The 14319-nt window shown below is 51.8% G+C and carries 14 protein-coding genes and 1 riboswitch; of the genes, 8 read left to right on the plus strand and 6 right to left on the minus strand.

The window, feature by feature from the left end; genetic code table 11:
- The first annotated feature begins 659 nt into the window (after positions 1-659).
- The gene (locus tag BFJ94_RS22115; protein ID WP_120464576.1) at positions 660-1079 is read left to right on the plus strand and encodes an HD-GYP domain-containing protein; all 420 of its coding nucleotides are present in this window, start codon (positions 660-662) and stop codon (positions 1077-1079) included.
- Between the two features lie 220 nt (positions 1080-1299).
- The gene (locus tag BFJ94_RS22120; protein WP_120464577.1) at positions 1300-1647 is read left to right on the plus strand and encodes a hypothetical protein; all 348 of its coding nucleotides are present in this window, start codon (positions 1300-1302) and stop codon (positions 1645-1647) included.
- Between the two features lie 33 nt (positions 1648-1680).
- Here the strand turns inward: BFJ94_RS22120 and BFJ94_RS22125 are convergent, their stop codons facing one another.
- The 5 genes from BFJ94_RS22125 to BFJ94_RS22145 all read right to left on the minus strand — a co-directional run bounded on the left by BFJ94_RS22125 (position 1681) and on the right by BFJ94_RS22145 (position 5732).
- Positions 1681-2490 (minus strand): ABC transporter ATP-binding protein, encoded by an 810-nt coding sequence (locus tag BFJ94_RS22125; RefSeq protein ID WP_120464578.1) that lies wholly within the window; start codon positions 2488-2490, stop codon positions 1681-1683.
- Between the two features lie 22 nt (positions 2491-2512).
- Positions 2513-3277 (minus strand): ABC transporter permease, encoded by a 765-nt coding sequence (locus BFJ94_RS22130; protein ID WP_120464579.1) that lies wholly within the window; start codon positions 3275-3277, stop codon positions 2513-2515.
- Entirely contained in the window at positions 3274-3567 is a 294-nt protein-coding gene (locus BFJ94_RS22135) for a thiamine-binding protein (RefSeq protein ID WP_120464580.1), read from the minus strand. Before BFJ94_RS22135 ends, BFJ94_RS22130 begins: the two co-directional genes overlap by 4 nt.
- Before the next feature lie 56 nt (positions 3568-3623).
- Complete coding sequence (locus BFJ94_RS22140; RefSeq protein ID WP_229717178.1) at positions 3624-4655, minus strand: ABC transporter substrate-binding protein; 1032 nt, start codon at positions 4653-4655, stop codon at positions 3624-3626.
- Between the two features lie 305 nt (positions 4656-4960).
- Positions 4961-5072, minus strand: a riboswitch (TPP riboswitch).
- A gap of 135 nt (positions 5073-5207) precedes the next feature.
- Positions 5208-5732: a CcdC family protein gene (locus tag BFJ94_RS22145; RefSeq protein WP_120464581.1), complete on the minus strand. Its 525-nt coding sequence runs from the start codon at positions 5730-5732 to the stop codon at positions 5208-5210.
- A gap of 240 nt (positions 5733-5972) precedes the next feature.
- Here BFJ94_RS22145 and BFJ94_RS22150 point away from each other — a divergent pair, with 240 nt between their 5' ends.
- From BFJ94_RS22150 to BFJ94_RS22170, 5 genes are all read left to right on the plus strand, one after another.
- Positions 5973-7028: a lactonase family protein gene (locus BFJ94_RS22150; RefSeq protein WP_120465367.1), complete on the plus strand. Its 1056-nt coding sequence runs from the start codon at positions 5973-5975 to the stop codon at positions 7026-7028.
- Positions 7029-7800: 772 nt separating this feature from the next.
- Positions 7801-8868: a sulfate ABC transporter substrate-binding protein gene (locus BFJ94_RS22155; RefSeq protein ID WP_120464582.1), complete on the plus strand. Its 1068-nt coding sequence runs from the start codon at positions 7801-7803 to the stop codon at positions 8866-8868.
- A 90-nt stretch (positions 8869-8958) separates the two neighbouring features.
- Entirely contained in the window at positions 8959-9792 is an 834-nt protein-coding gene (cysT, locus tag BFJ94_RS22160) for a sulfate ABC transporter permease subunit CysT (protein WP_120464583.1), read from the plus strand.
- Between the two features lie 48 nt (positions 9793-9840).
- Entirely contained in the window at positions 9841-10704 is an 864-nt protein-coding gene (cysW, locus tag BFJ94_RS22165) for a sulfate ABC transporter permease subunit CysW (RefSeq protein ID WP_438803713.1), read from the plus strand.
- Between the two features lie 29 nt (positions 10705-10733).
- Positions 10734-10958, plus strand: a complete 225-nt coding sequence (locus BFJ94_RS22170; protein ID WP_120464585.1) for a YezD family protein — start codon at positions 10734-10736, stop codon at positions 10956-10958.
- A gap of 46 nt (positions 10959-11004) precedes the next feature.
- On the opposite strand, the gene BFJ94_RS22175 is transcribed toward BFJ94_RS22170, so the two are convergent.
- Positions 11005-11979 carry a hypothetical protein gene (locus tag BFJ94_RS22175; RefSeq protein ID WP_120464586.1) on the minus strand — a complete coding sequence of 325 codons (975 nt, stop codon included), beginning with the start codon at positions 11977-11979 and terminating at the stop codon, positions 11005-11007.
- A gap of 703 nt (positions 11980-12682) precedes the next feature.
- Between BFJ94_RS22175 and BFJ94_RS22180 the strand changes: the two genes are divergently transcribed.
- Positions 12683-14239 carry an NAD(P)H-hydrate dehydratase gene (locus BFJ94_RS22180; protein ID WP_120464587.1) on the plus strand — a complete coding sequence of 519 codons (1557 nt, stop codon included), beginning with the start codon at positions 12683-12685 and terminating at the stop codon, positions 14237-14239.
- Positions 14240-14319: the final 80 nt, after the last annotated feature.

Below are 14319 nucleotides of genomic sequence, written 5' to 3' on the forward strand. Positions count from 1 at the left end.
TGGCATAAATTCCTGCATAAATGCAGGAATTTTACGAAAAATGAGGATATCCGGCTGAAAAACTGCATTTTTGCAGTTTTTCTTTGTTACAGGGAGGAGGAATCGTTATCGTGATCCAGACATGAGGCAATCGTGGGGCAAGAGCAAGATCTAGCTTACTGTGCATTAATATTGAATGTTTTCTTATAATGCTAAATGCGGTTGATTCTGTCGTTTTATGTCCATTATCTGTGCTAAATCGAGGAAAATTTATGCAGTTTTTTCGTATATTTTGCGGATTCATCCTAGAATTTTTCAATTCTGTTGCAAAGTCTAGTCCAAATCCGATGAATTGAAACTTTTTTCCTACTAATGTGACTTTATGGCCGTGCAAACGTTGTTCTTTTGTCCTATAATGTTAAATAGTTACAGTAACAAACCTTACCAATATTCATCCTTTTTGCCTACTTCATGTCGCATAATTAATATTGTACGACATCATTCCCGTGGTGATCATTTTTTATTCATATCGGCTAAATTGCGGCGTTATTCTACAGCTGAGTGGATGGTAGTTTCTTGAAAACTTGATGATGGGAGCAGGGGTCATACAAGAGGCGGTACGTGAGTTTCGAGAAATGTAACTGGAGCTTCAGACAGACTAAGGTTTTAGGGGGATAAACGTGGTCGTATCAGCTGATCTTATAAAACAACTGTATATCGATAAACATTCGGATATGGCGTCCTGGATCAAGTTATTGTTGTACAAGCATCCCGAGACTTACCATCATTCCGTAAGAGTGGCGATGCTGGCTGAGAAAATAGCGAAACCGCTTGAGCTAAGTAATGCAGATAAGGAACAACTGGTCCGGGGCTGCTTCCTGCATGATATAGGGAAATCGATGATCCCTCGAGAGGTTATTCTGCAGAGTGAATCGTTATCGGAGACCCAGCGGGAGATTATTAAATTGTACCCCATTATCGGGGCTGAGATGATTGAGAGCAATCCAGGCTTCGGATCGGAAATTAGCAAGATCGTTAAATACCATCAGGAGAGATGGGATGGCAGCGGTTATCCCGAGCCCGACTCACCCCTCCTCTAGGGAATACGCCGGTCTTAAACGCGCCACTAACTATCGAAACTGGAATACTACCGGTTTTCTTCTATAGTAGTCTTGTCTATGTTCCTTGGGGAGACGAAGATAGAAATATTGAAGCAGTGTGGGACCAAGTTCGATCCTGATGTGGTGCATGCTTTGATCAAGTTGCCAGATCAGGTGCTGAATATTTTCTCAATAGACTAGAAAAAGGAGGGGGACAATAATGCACAGAGGTCCGCAAATACCTGAGTATCCAGATGTGAGTGACAGGGAGCTTCAAGCTGTCGTAGAGCGAGACAAGAGAGTCATTTCCATGCAGGTTACACTGTCCCTGGATTGTGAGCAGCCTTTGCAGCGGATCTGTATGATCGACGCCAAGCTTAGAGCAGTTTATCAGGTGCTGGACAGTAATCCGAAGGTACCGACATGGCTTGGGAAGGAAGCGAGCAGCGAGGTTTACCGTACCTCTTGGCTTATTGCGACAGATACAGAGCCGGAGTACATCAAACGGTGGGTTGAGCTTATGCTGGATGTGAACCAGGTAGAAATTGCAGAGTATCCATACCGATAAAAAAACCAGCCGAAAGTGACGACAGGGGTCATTTCACAGCGGCTGGTTTTTGTGCATTTGTACGCGCATTTGTGCGGTGATATCACGCTTAAGCTCCAGGAAGCGCGGGTCATCAAGGAGTTGCTCTGTACGGGGACGGGTAAAAGGTACATCAATTCTGTGCAGCACCGTAGCGGGCCTGCTTGAGAATAAATAAATGCTGTCCGACAGCATAAGAGCTTCCTCTACGCTGTGTGTAATCATTAACACGGTACGCTGGTTCTCTTCCCAGATATCGAGCAACCAGCGCTGCATATCGCTTCGGGTCAGCGCATCGAGGGCGCTGAACGGTTCATCCAGCAGAAGCACCTCTTGCGGTGCGAGCAGTCCGCGCAGAAATGAAGCACGCTGCTGCATGCCGCCGGACAGCTTATGCGGATAAGCCTGCGCGAATTCGGCTAATCCCGCTCTGCCGAGCCAGGCCTGTGCTTCTTCACGCGCCGCCTTGATGGGCATGCCCGCGATCTCCCGGGCCAGTGTGATATTGTCGAGCGTGCTCCGCCAAGGGAACAGCGCAGGCTTCTGCGGGACATAGCTAATATGTCCGCGTTCACCTGTGACGTCCTTGCCATGCAGCAGTATTTTACCGCTGTCCGGTTTGACCAGGCCTCCGATCACGTGGAAGAGCGTGCTCTTGCCACAGCCAGATGGCCCGATGATGGACACAAACTTCCCGTTCGGCACGGTGAGTGAAATTTGATTCAATACCGGAAGACTCTGCCTGCGCTCGCGGAAAGCCAGATGGGCTGCTTCAATTTCCAGAGCAGATGAAGTCGTTGCTTGCAAATTCGTATTTGAGTTCATGGTTGAAGCCCCTCTCGTTAGATCATCTTTCGGACGGATGGTAGCGGATAAGCCATTTCTCGAGCAAAGAGATAAGCAGGAACATGGCGAGACTGATCGTTACAATGATGGCGATGGCAACGAAGATCCGATCTGTACGAAAGGATGATTTCTGCAGCATCATATAGTATCCGATCCCTTTGCTAGCCCCGATCCATTCCGCAATAATCGCGCCCATCACACTGTAGGTAGCGGCGATCTTCGCGCCGGACATTATGGCTGGCAGTGCATAAGGCACCTCCAGCTTAATGAAGATATCCCACTTGGAAGCTCCAGCCATCCGCATGTAATCCAGCATAACGTGGTCAGTCCGGCTCAGTCCATCCATTGCGGCTACTGCGATCGGGAAGAAGCAGACCAGCGTAATGACGATGATCTTGGGCAGGATTCCGAAGCCGAACCAGATCATAAGCAGCGGTGCCAGGGCAATGATTGGCACGTTCTGGCTAAGAATGATCAGCGGATAGAGCGCCTTGCGGAGAAAAGGGATATAATGCAGCGTAAAAGCGACCAGTAGACCGACCGCCGTTCCGATAGAGAAGCCCAGCAGCATAAGCTTCAGCGTAGCTTGGGTATGCGTCCATAATCCCGCTCCTTCGGCCGCGGCTTCGCGCGAGATATCAGTCGGGCTGGGCAGCATCCATTTATCGATTTGGAACAGCGATGTAGCTATCTGCCAGATAAAGAGAAACAAGATGACCGCCAGAAGAGGCGGCCATACATTGCTCCAGATGCGCCGGATATTCATGGACGATACTTCTCCGTGAGCTTGTCCATGCTGGCGCCTTCCGGGTTATAGTAAATTTTAACCTGAGAGATGACATTTCGGCTGCCAAACTCGATAAGAGCTTCGTTCATTTTTTTAATGATATCCAGCAATTGATCCAGCTCGCCTTCCATCGTCGTCTCCAGCGGATTTACCTGATATTTCACGCCAGAGGCTTGAATGACCTCGATCGCCCGGTCCACATAGGGAATGGAATCCTCTCCGTTCGGTGTCTTCGGAATAATCTGAACACTAACCAATGCATTTGCCACTATCGCACACATCCTCTCTTTACAATTCAATATGAAAAAAGGACTTCTCTAACTGCTTATTCCGGCAGGAAATCATTCGTATAAGCGGCATCCGTATCGAGCGGTTTCTCGATCAGCTTCTTCTCATACATCCAGTCGGAGTAATTCTGCCACACTGATTGTTTCTGTTCACCCCAGCGTGCGGCATCGTCCTGATATTTCGGGCTGAGCCATTTCTGGCTGGCCATAATAAGGTCTTTATCCAGCTCAGGCACGGCCTTCAGCAGAATATCGGCAGCTTCTTCAGGATGCTCAATCGTATATTGATAGCCTTTGGAGGTCGCCCGCAGGAAGGATTTGATCAGCTCGGGATCATCCTTGATCTGTTGCTCGTTGGTCGTAATGACCGGTGTATAATAGTCCAGCTTATCCGAATAATCCTTCACATAGAGCATATCCAGCGGTTCACCGCGCAGCTCGGCCTCAATCCCGGTCCAGGCGTAGAAGATCCAGGCAAAGTCGATATCTCTCTTCACGGCAGTGAAGAAGTCAGCTTCGCCCATATTGATGATATTCACCTTACTGACATCCGCGCCCTCGATATCCATGATGGAGCTCATTACCGCTTCTTCGACCGGGGAACCCCAGCCTCCATAGGTTTTCCCTTCGAAATCTTTAGGGGATTTGATGTTCCGGTCTACAGGCGCTGCGAAGCCGGAAGTATTATGCTGAATCACCGCAGCAATCGAGACGAGCGGAACCCCTTGAGTTCGTCCTTGGGTGACGCTCTCCTGATAGCTGATACCAAAAGGCACTTCGCCAGAAGCGACCATCGCATCCGCACCTCCGGAGCCAGGCATCAGGATGTCTACCTTCAAGCCTTCTTCCTCGTAGAAGCCTTTGGCTTGAGCGACATAGAGGCCGGTATGATTCGTATTCGGACTCCAGTCCAGCACAAATTTAACGTCGCGTAGTTCCTTGGTTTCCCCGTTACTTGCCGCTTTTCCGTCGGCTGTCGGGGTGGTTTCAGAATTTTTTGCCGTGCCACAGCCTGCGAGTAAGACTAGCATGCAGGATAGGATCAGCAGGGTCCATTTTGATCGATGCAATGTTATTCCTCCTTTAAGTATCTAGATCCGCAGCCTGTTCTTGAGGAAGTCATAGCAGCAACTTTTAACGAAATGTGGTATCGCTATTTGCCCCCAAAGAGGCCTTAGAAAATGGTAACGAAACTGGGTAACGCTATTGGGCGAATTTAGTGTTTAAAGTACGGTTTTTTCCCTGAATAACGATATGGTGTTTCGTTAAAATTTTTTTGCCGCTGTGTTTGAGGTCATAGCGCTCTGTAGTTTCGTTAGACGAAAAAAAGCGCCCCGGATCGGGACGCATAGGTGCATGGATAATATGAATAGAGCTTCATATCTGCATTTCTTCCTACGCTGGCATTACCCAGATCAGGTTAAAGGGTCAGTATCTTAACGGGATACAATCTCAGCCGGCCTACTCCAGCCCCCCTGAACTATTTAACTGCGGATTACAATTGCCATTATAGTTCCATGCCAAGGATATGTCCAGTTAGAAAAATGCAAGGATGAACTATCACTTCGCTCCGCCGCTACTTGTTCTGGTGGTCAATCTTGTTTAAGATATGGATAAATCAGTCATGCTTCTGGATTAGCGGTGCTCATGCCAGTCTCTGTGGTCACATCGCGGTATTTCCTCAGCATATAGAGCCGCCAGCGAACAATCATGCCGAAGGCCAGGATGAAGAATAACGATCCGGTCTGCAGAATAGACACATATTGCTCTATAACCTCATGCAGCAGGAGCCGAATGACGAGCAGGCCGATCAGAATGAAGGCGAAACCGCTCGATCTCTTGGCAAACACCTGTCCGTCCTTCATCTCGAAGTGAGTGGTGCGGATTAACGGATAGGAGAATAAGAGCCAGCCAGCGGCAAAAGCGATGAGTCCATACAGGATAGGAATCCGCATCTGCGGTTCGACGAACATCGCGAAGCCGGTTGCCATACCCAGTGGTGGCATCACAATCTTCTTGATTGTAACTGGTCGATTACTGGCCTTAAGCCGGATGATGATGACGGATACGGCCATCATGATCATGAATGTCGTTGCCAGAATGCGCATATAAAAAGGGCTGATGAAGTCCACATTGATGAAATCCATAATAAATTCCCTTCTTCAATAAAATATTTTAGTGTAACCCCTGAAGCTTGAAAATTCACGGAGTTGTTGCGAGATCATTATATCATAAATACGTAGTGTGATAATAATTATTGACAAAAAGTAGAGGTAATGATCACCTCGGTGGATATTACGTGTTTTTGCCGAATGCACCAACTGGACCGATCAGCAAGTATCGGACTGGAGAATATACAGAAAATCATAGGGAGAGGAATGAAGAATATGACGTATTTTGGTCTGAAGGATGAATTGCCATTCTATGTAGGTACATACGCGAAAGCAGAGGAGCCGGGAATTTACTTATGTGGCTTGGATCGTCAGACGGGGGCGCTGCGTATTGTCCATCATTTCGCTGGGATATTGAATCCGTCTTTTGTCAGGGTGAACCCTGAAGCTACACGACTCTATGCGGTGAGCGAGCAGGGGGAAGGGCGCCTGGTTAGCTACAAGATCGATCCGGCCAACGGAGAACTGACAGCGCTGGCTTCATTGTCGTCGGAGGGGGCGGACCCATGTCATCTTGACTTGCTGCCATCCGGTGACGTAATCGTATCGAACTATTCGAGTGGGGTCGTGAGTCGCTACGCCCTTGGGGAGCAAGGGGAAGCGGCCCATATGACGGCAAAGGCGCAGCAGGTTGGCACCGGTCCGATCGCGGATCGCCAGGAGAAGGCGCATGCCCACAGCGCTGTCGCTGACGGGGAAGGAAAATATGCTTACGCATCAGATTTGGGTGCTGATAAAGTTTTTGTTTATAGTCTGCAGGAGGGCGGTCTAGCTCCCCATGGCGAGGTGGCGCTTCCGCCGGGAGCAGGGCCAAGGCATTTCGTACTCCATCCGAACGGACGATATGCCTATGGAATTAACGAGCTGAACAATACGATTACGATCTATAGTTATAACCGGGACGCAGGAATCCTGGAGATCATCGATCATTCTGTTACGATCCCGGAGGATTTCACGGGGGAGAGCTATCCGGCGGATATCCATCTGTCTGAGGATGGACGTTATCTATATGGCTCCAATCGCGGACATGACAGCATTGTGAGATTTGCAATCGATGCGGCGACAGGTAAGCTTAGCGACCCGGACTGGACTTCAACGGGAGGCAGCTGGCCGCGGAATTTCGCTGTGCTGAGCGATTATGTACTGGTCGCGAACCAATTCAGCGGGAATATTGTATCATTCAAGCGCGATGCTGAGACTGGCAAGCTGGAGACGACTGGACAAGAGCTGGCCGTAAGCCAGGCTTCATGCATTGCACCAGTGTTAGGCTAAGTGCAGAACTGGACTAATACCATTTGAACCGACAGGCAGGTTGAAGAGCGACTTAGCTCATCTGACCTGCCTGTTTTTTTGATCGGGGCTGGGCTGGAGCTGCATGTAAGACCTTGAAAATGCAAAACAGGCGGCTGCTTTATTGTAACGAAACTAAACTAGGTATCGCTATTTGTACCAAAAGGAGCAATTTAAGATTTTAACGAAACTGGGTATCGTTATTGGGGCAAATCAGGGGCTAAATGCGGATTTTTACCGAAATAGCGATATGGTGTTTCTTTAGAGCTCAGGAAGACCTCCATAGCCATAATGCGGGTGGGGCTGCTCGCGAGATGAGACAAAGAGTGGAGCAATCCGGTCGAAAAAATGGGACTAAATTCGCAATATTGATTTTCCAACTAAAAAAGTGTTTGACAAGAATACCCAGTACATATAAAATAACACCATAACATACTAAACAGGTAGGAATAATTAAAGATGTTCTCACCGTACAGACGGAGGAACGCTCTACTTGCCTAGGCAGACACGGGTAGCGGCTCGGTTTGACCGTTTGGGAGCAGGGCGTTTCCTCCGTCTTTTGTTATAAGAAGCTACGCCATTAAATCGCGGTCACTTGTCCTTGAACGGAGTGCTGGCGGCGGTCGGATTAGATGAAGCTGATTTGCTTCGTAGATTTGAGGCGGACTTTTTGAACAACTATATACGGTCGGGGAAAGGAAAGTTCCTGCTAGCTTGGTAAGGCAAAATAATACGGGAGATGGGGAGTGATACGATGAGCAAAGTGGTGAAGCAGAGTATTCTGGTCAGTTTGGTTCTGGCCATGTCGGTGGCACTGGCCGCCTGCGGCGGAGACAAAGAGAATGACAAAGCGAGCGCGAATGCCGATGCAGACGGAGACAAGGGGAAGAGCATCCAGTTACTGAACGTATCCTACGACCCTACTCGCGAGTTGTACGAGAGCTATAATAAGGCCTTTGCGGTCTACTGGGAGAAGGAAAAAGGACAGCAAGTCAAGATACAGCAATCCCACGGGGGTTCGGGGAAGCAGGCTCGGGCAGTCATCGATGGGTTAGAAGCGGACGTCGTTACATTGGCGCTCGGCTATGATATCGATTCTGTCCAGGAGAGCGGATTGATTAACGAGGGCTGGCAGCAGAAATACGATCACAACAGCTCGCCTTATACTTCGACGATCGTGTTCCTGGTACGGAAGGGGAATCCGAAGGGGATCGAGGATTGGGATGATCTGATCAAGGACGGAGTAGAGGTCATCACGCCGAATCCGCAAACCTCGGGAGGTGCGCGCTGGAACTATCTTGCGGCCTGGGGATATGCACTGCATCATAATAATAACGATGAAGCTAAGGCTCAGGAGTTCGTAAAGCAATTATTCGAGCATGTTCCGGTGCTGGATAGCGGCGCACGTGGCGCGACTACGACCTTCGTGGAACGGGGACTGGGCGATGTGCTGCTCGCCTGGGAGAATGAAGCCTGGTTGGCGGTTAAGGAGCTTGGGCCCGATAAATTCGATATCGTCTATCCGTCGGAGAGTATTCTGGCTGAGCCGCCGGTCGCGGTCGTCGATAAAATCGCGGACAAGAAGGGAACCCATGAAGTGGCCGAGGCCTATTTGGAATACCTATACTCAGAGGAAGGCCAGACCATAGCGGCCGAGAATTATTACCGTCCCACGCTAGATAGCGTGAAGACCAAATTTGCGGATCAGTTCCCGGACATCAAGCTGTTTACGATCGACGAAGTATTCGGAGGCTGGGCTGAGGCGCAGCCGAAGCATTTCAATGATGGCGGAATTTTCAGCCAGATTTACGTGCCTAAGTGAACGACCGCATCCAGCGGAGGAGCAAGCCTGCACAATTCGTATATGGGTCATAGTAGATGAAAAAATGCAGGCAGAGAAAGGATGAAATTCATGGCAAGCAGGGCGAACACCAAACGCGGCGTGCTGCCCGGATTCGGACTGACGATGGGATACAGTATTTTATATCTTAGCCTGATCGTATTGATTCCGTTATCCGCTCTTTTGTTGAATTCTACGGGACTAACCTGGGAGAAGTTCTGGTCGATTGCGACCGATCCGCGGGTGTTGGCTTCCTACCGGGTGAGCTTCTTGACCGCAGCAGTGGCCGGACTGGTGGATTCAGTTCTTGGATTGCTACTCGCATGGGTTCTGGTCAGATATGAGTTTCCCGGTAAAAAAATATTCGATGCCATGATCGATCTCCCCTTTGCACTGCCTACGGCAGTCGCCGGGGTGTCCTTGACGGCGCTCTATTCCTCCAAGGGCTGGCTCGGCTCCTGGCTGGAGCCGCTTGGAATCAAAACGGCGTTCTCCCCGCTCGGCATTACGCTGGCGCTGATGTTCATCGGCATCCCCTTCGTAGTCCGAACCGTCCAGCCGGTGCTGCAGGACTTGGATGCAGAGGTCGAAGAGGCTGCTGCTACGCTTGGAGCGAGCCGGTTGCGTACCTTCCGTTCTGTGATTTTGCCGGAGCTGCTTCCACCGCTATTGACGGGCTTTGCCCTTGCTTTCTCGCGCGGGATCGGGGAATATGGCTCCGTCGTGTTCATCTCCGGCAATATGCCGATGAAGACGGAAATCGCTCCGCTGCTTATTATGTCGAAGCTGGAGCAGTTCGATTATGCCGGAGCGACGGCGGTCGCGCTTATGCTGCTCCTGATTTCCTTTGCACTACTGCTGCTGATCAATTCATTGCAGAGTCGGGTGCGCAGGGCAGCAAGATGAGCACGGCCGGAACTAATGTATTTGGTAAATCCAAGGGAGGGGCGTAGCGTGGCAGGTTCTGTACCTTTAACAGCAGCGGGGACAAATCCTCCGATAAGGAGTCGCAGATCGAAGGATTCGGGTGTCGTCAAATGGAGCTTGGTCAGTGCGGCGGTGCTTGTGATTCTGTGGCTGATCGGGCTGCCGCTGATCGTCGTGCTGACCGAAGCGCTAAAAAAAGGCTGGCATGTCTATGTCCAGGCTATATCCGATCCTGATGCGCTCTCGGCGCTGAGATTGACGCTGCTGGTGGCGGCGATAACGGTGCCGCTGAATACGATTTTTGGCGTGGCGGCTGCATGGGCGATTACGAAGTTCAAATTCCGGGGCAGGCAGTTTTTGATCACGCTGATCGATTTGCCCTTCGCGGTATCGCCGGTCATAGGCGGCCTGATTTATGTGCTTGTCTACGGAGCGCATGGCTGGTTCGGACCATGGCTGCAGGAGCATGATCTGAAAATCATATTTGCTCTACCGGGGATTATATTGGCCACGTTGTTCGTGACTTTTCCATTTGTAGCTCGGGAATTGATTCCGCTTATGGAGGATCAGGGGCAACTGGAGGAAGAAGCGGCGGTTACGCTGGGAGCCAAGGGCTTCCGGATATTCTGGAAGGTGACATTGCCGAATATTAAATGGGGTCTATTGTACGGAATTATTCTATGTAATGCACGTGCTATGGGAGAGTTCGGCGCAGTTTCCGTCGTGTCGGGGCATATCCGCGGTTCAACGAATACGTTGCCGCTGCATATCGAGATCCTGTATAACGAATATCAGTTCTCCGCGTCGTTCGCAGTCGCCTCTTTATTGCTGCTGCTGGCGCTCGTCACCTTGCTGCTCAAGAGCTGGTTTACGCGAAAAATCAAGAACTAAGGATGTTCATCGATAGGAGGTTATAAGTGATGGCCAAACCGCTGAAGGTAGACAATGTATGGCTGGAGCGGATTGCAGGGATGCTTGATGAAATGGAGTTCGGATCACTAAATATCGTTGTTCATGAAGGACAGATTGTACAATTGGAGCGAACAGAGCGGAGACGCTATGAGGCGAACGGTTCGGCGGCTCAGAGATCCTCGGGTTCGTCCCGGCAGACGGTGAAGCCTCTGCGGAAGTCGGAATCGCGATAATCGGGGGTTAAAACGTAAAAGACCGTTAAGAGACTCTAAATAGGCTCTAACGGTCTTTTTTATTGCTTAAGAAGCTCTCCGTATTCTCCAAAGGGGATGACTGTGGACTGTTCTCGGTGTTTGTCGGCCCGGCATCTGTCTTGTCAACGGCCTGAACGGGTTGAACGGATTGTCGGTTCGTCTGGCTGATCTGGTAATGGCCGACAAAGGGGCGAGCTTTGCGTGGCGTACTCCTCGTAAACAGAAATCCGCCTAGAAATAATAAAATCTGTGCTGCAGCAATGTAAGGGGCAAGTACCGGGCTTACAAAATGAAGCAGATAGAACGCAGCGACCAGAAAGCCCCATAATCGCAGCAGGATAGATCCTTCACTTGGCCGGAAGCCGCCCATAAGTGCGGGATACAAGAGCAGCAGTGAGAATAAGGCCGAGCCGATTCGTACATAAAAATAGATCGTATCCAAGGTGCCTGAGGCCTGTAGTTCCGGATTGATTCCGGTCCAGCGCTCCAGCAGCTGACATACTAATATGAATAAAGCTGCGGCGAATAAAAAAGGAATAGCTGGCTTAAGGCGGAGCCAGAACCGTATTCCCCAACTCGGGCGTTCCAGCCAACCTAACAGCTTGTCCCGTTCTTCGATGAAGCGTTCATTTTCCCGTTCCAATGATCTAAGGAGCAGCGGTAGCCTGGCATTATCACGGTCATCTATATAGGCACCGATCTGTCCCAGCAGATCGGCAGTTGCGTAAGGAGCCGCACGACAAGCGAGCAGACGATCGATCAGCTCGTTCTCCAGCTCCGGTATTGGCTTATTGTCAGCCTCACTGCTCAGCAGAGGGGCGGAGGCGGCTGAGTATAGCTTAATGCTCTTCTCAAGATGCTCCAGCCGGGAGCGAAGGCCAGCCCGTATTCTCCAGTCGGTTACTCCATACAGAGCCAGGAAAGCAACCAGAACCAGGATTGCGGTCAAGGATAGTGTGGCATGCTGCTGCAGCCCATTTATCCATTCCGACAGTGACATCAAATCACCCTTTCGATATTCCTCTCTTCACTATTGCACATGAATTTCCTGTTTTCAAGTTCTACATATATGAAGCGATCAAATTTATTATTAACTCTGCTAGACCGCAACTGCATCTTAAGCCATTAAAATATCAAACGGTATGCCGGGAGCAGCGGGTCCTTGGACTCAATGTTACGTATGAGCTTGAAAGACCTCGTAGGGGCTTGGATGGAGTTGAATGACTTCATGTGACTTAGAATGGCCCCCAATACCCCATATAACCTCATCTTACTCATGCGAACCTTGAAACTGACGCGCGTGACGGCACGATTTGTCCTGTGTGGGTCGTGCGAAGGAAAAAGATGCAAAAATGCAGGCTTTCTGGCTCGAACTCACCTATTCTGAGTAAATTCCTGCAAATGTGCAGGCTTTTCCTCCCTTTTGCGCGTGGCCAGGCCGATTTTGGGAAAATACCTGCATTATTGCAGGTATTGTCCTCTCCGGGGCGGGATTTTTGCGAAATTCCTGCATAATTCAGGCTTTACTTCGGATATGGAGGCGATTAGGTGACTCGACTAGGGCAATTCGAATCTAAGGAGACACTATTTCGCGCTTTGGGCTAATACAAGGCTATACGCTGCTATTTAGGCTAACGCCCAAAAGGGGTATATTATGGAGATAAGAAGGTAGTTCGTGACAGAATCGAAGGGGGGACTTAAGCATGGAGTTCGTAACGGCAGAGCAGATGCGTGAGGTAGACCGGTATACGATTGAGCAAATTGGCATCCCGGCGGTCGTATTGATGGAGAATGCAGGGAGGGCGATTGCTGAGGAAGTAGTCCATTGGATTTTGCGTCAGAAGAAGACGCTTAGCGGGGAACATTGGCTTGTGTTGGTGGGAAAAGGGAATAACGGTGGCGATGGATTGGTATGCGCCAGACATCTGGCAGATCGGGGCGTTCTTGTGACATTGCTATATGTGACGGCGCCGGACCGTCTGAACGGGGAGGCGGGGGTTCAGCAGCGAATCATTGAGGCGCTGGATTTGCCGCGAATCGTGTATTCGGATGAAGCGGAGGGTACACCGGATTGGCGCAGCTATACGGGGATTGTGGATGCGCTCCTGGGGACGGGGACCCAGGGAGCTCCGCGTGGGGTGTACGCTTCGCTTATTGCGGAAGCGAATGCCAGCGGTCTGCCGATTGTGGCGGCAGACATCCCGAGCGGGCTGGATGCCGATACGGGCGCGGTGCACGACCCCTGCATTGAGGCCAAGGTGACGGTGTGTCTGGCCTTCATGAAGGCCGGGCTCACCCAGTATCCGGGGGCCAAGGCAGCGGGGGAAGTGATCGTGCGCTATATCGGCATTCCGCCGCGGCTCCCGGCAGGGCTGGAGGGAGCCGGGGTGATGTTGACCGAGGAGTCGCTGCAGAGCGAACTCGGTCCGGACCTAGGGCGGCGCCGCGAACCGGACGGGCACAAGGGCACGTACGGGCATGTGCTGCTGGCGGCAGGCAGCCTGCCGATGAGCGGCGCGGGCCTGTTGGCCGCCAAGGCGGCGCTGCGCGCCGGGTGCGGCCTCGCGACGTGGGCGCTGCCAGCGTCGCTGCTGCCGCATATGCTCGGGGCTGTGCCCGAGCTAATGCTGGCGCCGGTCGCCGATGGCGGGACCGGCGGATGGGGCACTGCCGCAGCAGCAGACGAACTGCTGCGGCTGCTCGCGGCGCGCGACGTGCTCGCCGTCGGCCCGGGGCTGGGCCGCTTCCCGGGCGAGGCGGCGCTTCTGCGCGCCTTGTGGGAGGGCGCCGCGCGTCCCCTCGTCGTGGACGCCGACGCGCTCAACATCCTGGCCGCGGCCGATGGCCTCGCGGCCTGGAAGCGCCGGGATGCGGCGACGATCCTGACGCCGCATCCCGGCGAAATGGCCCGCTTGGCCGGTCTGACGACGGCCGAGGTGCAGCGGGACCGCATCGGCCTCGCGCGCCGCTTCGCCACTGAGCACGGCGTAACGCTCGTGCTCAAAGGCGCGCGCTCGGTCATCGCGGCCCTGGACGGCCGGGTCTACGTGAACGTGACCGGCCATCCCGGCATGGCGACCGGGGGCTCCGGTGATGTACTCACCGGAATCATCGCCGCCATGCTAGCCCAGGGCCTGAACGCCGTGCAAGCCGCGGCGTTCGGTACCTACTTGCACGGCCTGGCCGGAGAGCAGGCCGCGGCCGTGCGCAGCGGTAACCCGGCCTCGTTGCTCGCCGGAGACATGATCGAAGCGCTGTAGCATCCCAGCAGCGCCTATCCCAGCCGGACATTTGTTCAAAAATGAGGATTTGATGTAGGTTTCCATTTTCAGCCTGCTGG

This window comes from Paenibacillus aceti, from assembly GCF_003614185.1.
GTDB lineage: Bacteria > Bacillota > Bacilli > Paenibacillales > Paenibacillaceae > Fontibacillus > Fontibacillus aceti.

What these genes read in the sequence shown, in the direction of transcription:
- BFJ94_RS22120 (WP_120464577.1), top strand. Translation starts at nt 1,300, where the DNA reads ATGCACAGAGGTCCGCAAATACCTGAGTATCCAGATGTGAGTGACAGG.
- BFJ94_RS22125 (WP_120464578.1), bottom strand. Translation starts at nt 2,490, where the DNA reads ATGAACTCAAATACGAATTTGCAAGCAACGACTTCATCTGCTCTGGAA.
- BFJ94_RS22130 (WP_120464579.1), bottom strand. Translation starts at nt 3,277, where the DNA reads ATGAATATCCGGCGCATCTGGAGCAATGTATGGCCGCCTCTTCTGGCG.
- BFJ94_RS22145 (WP_120464581.1), bottom strand. Translation starts at nt 5,732, where the DNA reads ATGGATTTCATCAATGTGGACTTCATCAGCCCTTTTTATATGCGCATT.
- BFJ94_RS22150 (WP_120465367.1), top strand. Translation starts at nt 5,973, where the DNA reads ATGACGTATTTTGGTCTGAAGGATGAATTGCCATTCTATGTAGGTACA.
- BFJ94_RS22155 (WP_120464582.1), top strand. Translation starts at nt 7,801, where the DNA reads ATGAGCAAAGTGGTGAAGCAGAGTATTCTGGTCAGTTTGGTTCTGGCC.
- cysT (WP_120464583.1), top strand. Translation starts at nt 8,959, where the DNA reads ATGGCAAGCAGGGCGAACACCAAACGCGGCGTGCTGCCCGGATTCGGA.
- BFJ94_RS22170 (WP_120464585.1), top strand. Translation starts at nt 10,734, where the DNA reads ATGGCCAAACCGCTGAAGGTAGACAATGTATGGCTGGAGCGGATTGCA.
- BFJ94_RS22175 (WP_120464586.1), bottom strand. Translation starts at nt 11,979, where the DNA reads ATGTCACTGTCGGAATGGATAAATGGGCTGCAGCAGCATGCCACACTA.
- BFJ94_RS22180 (WP_120464587.1), top strand. Translation starts at nt 12,683, where the DNA reads ATGGAGTTCGTAACGGCAGAGCAGATGCGTGAGGTAGACCGGTATACG.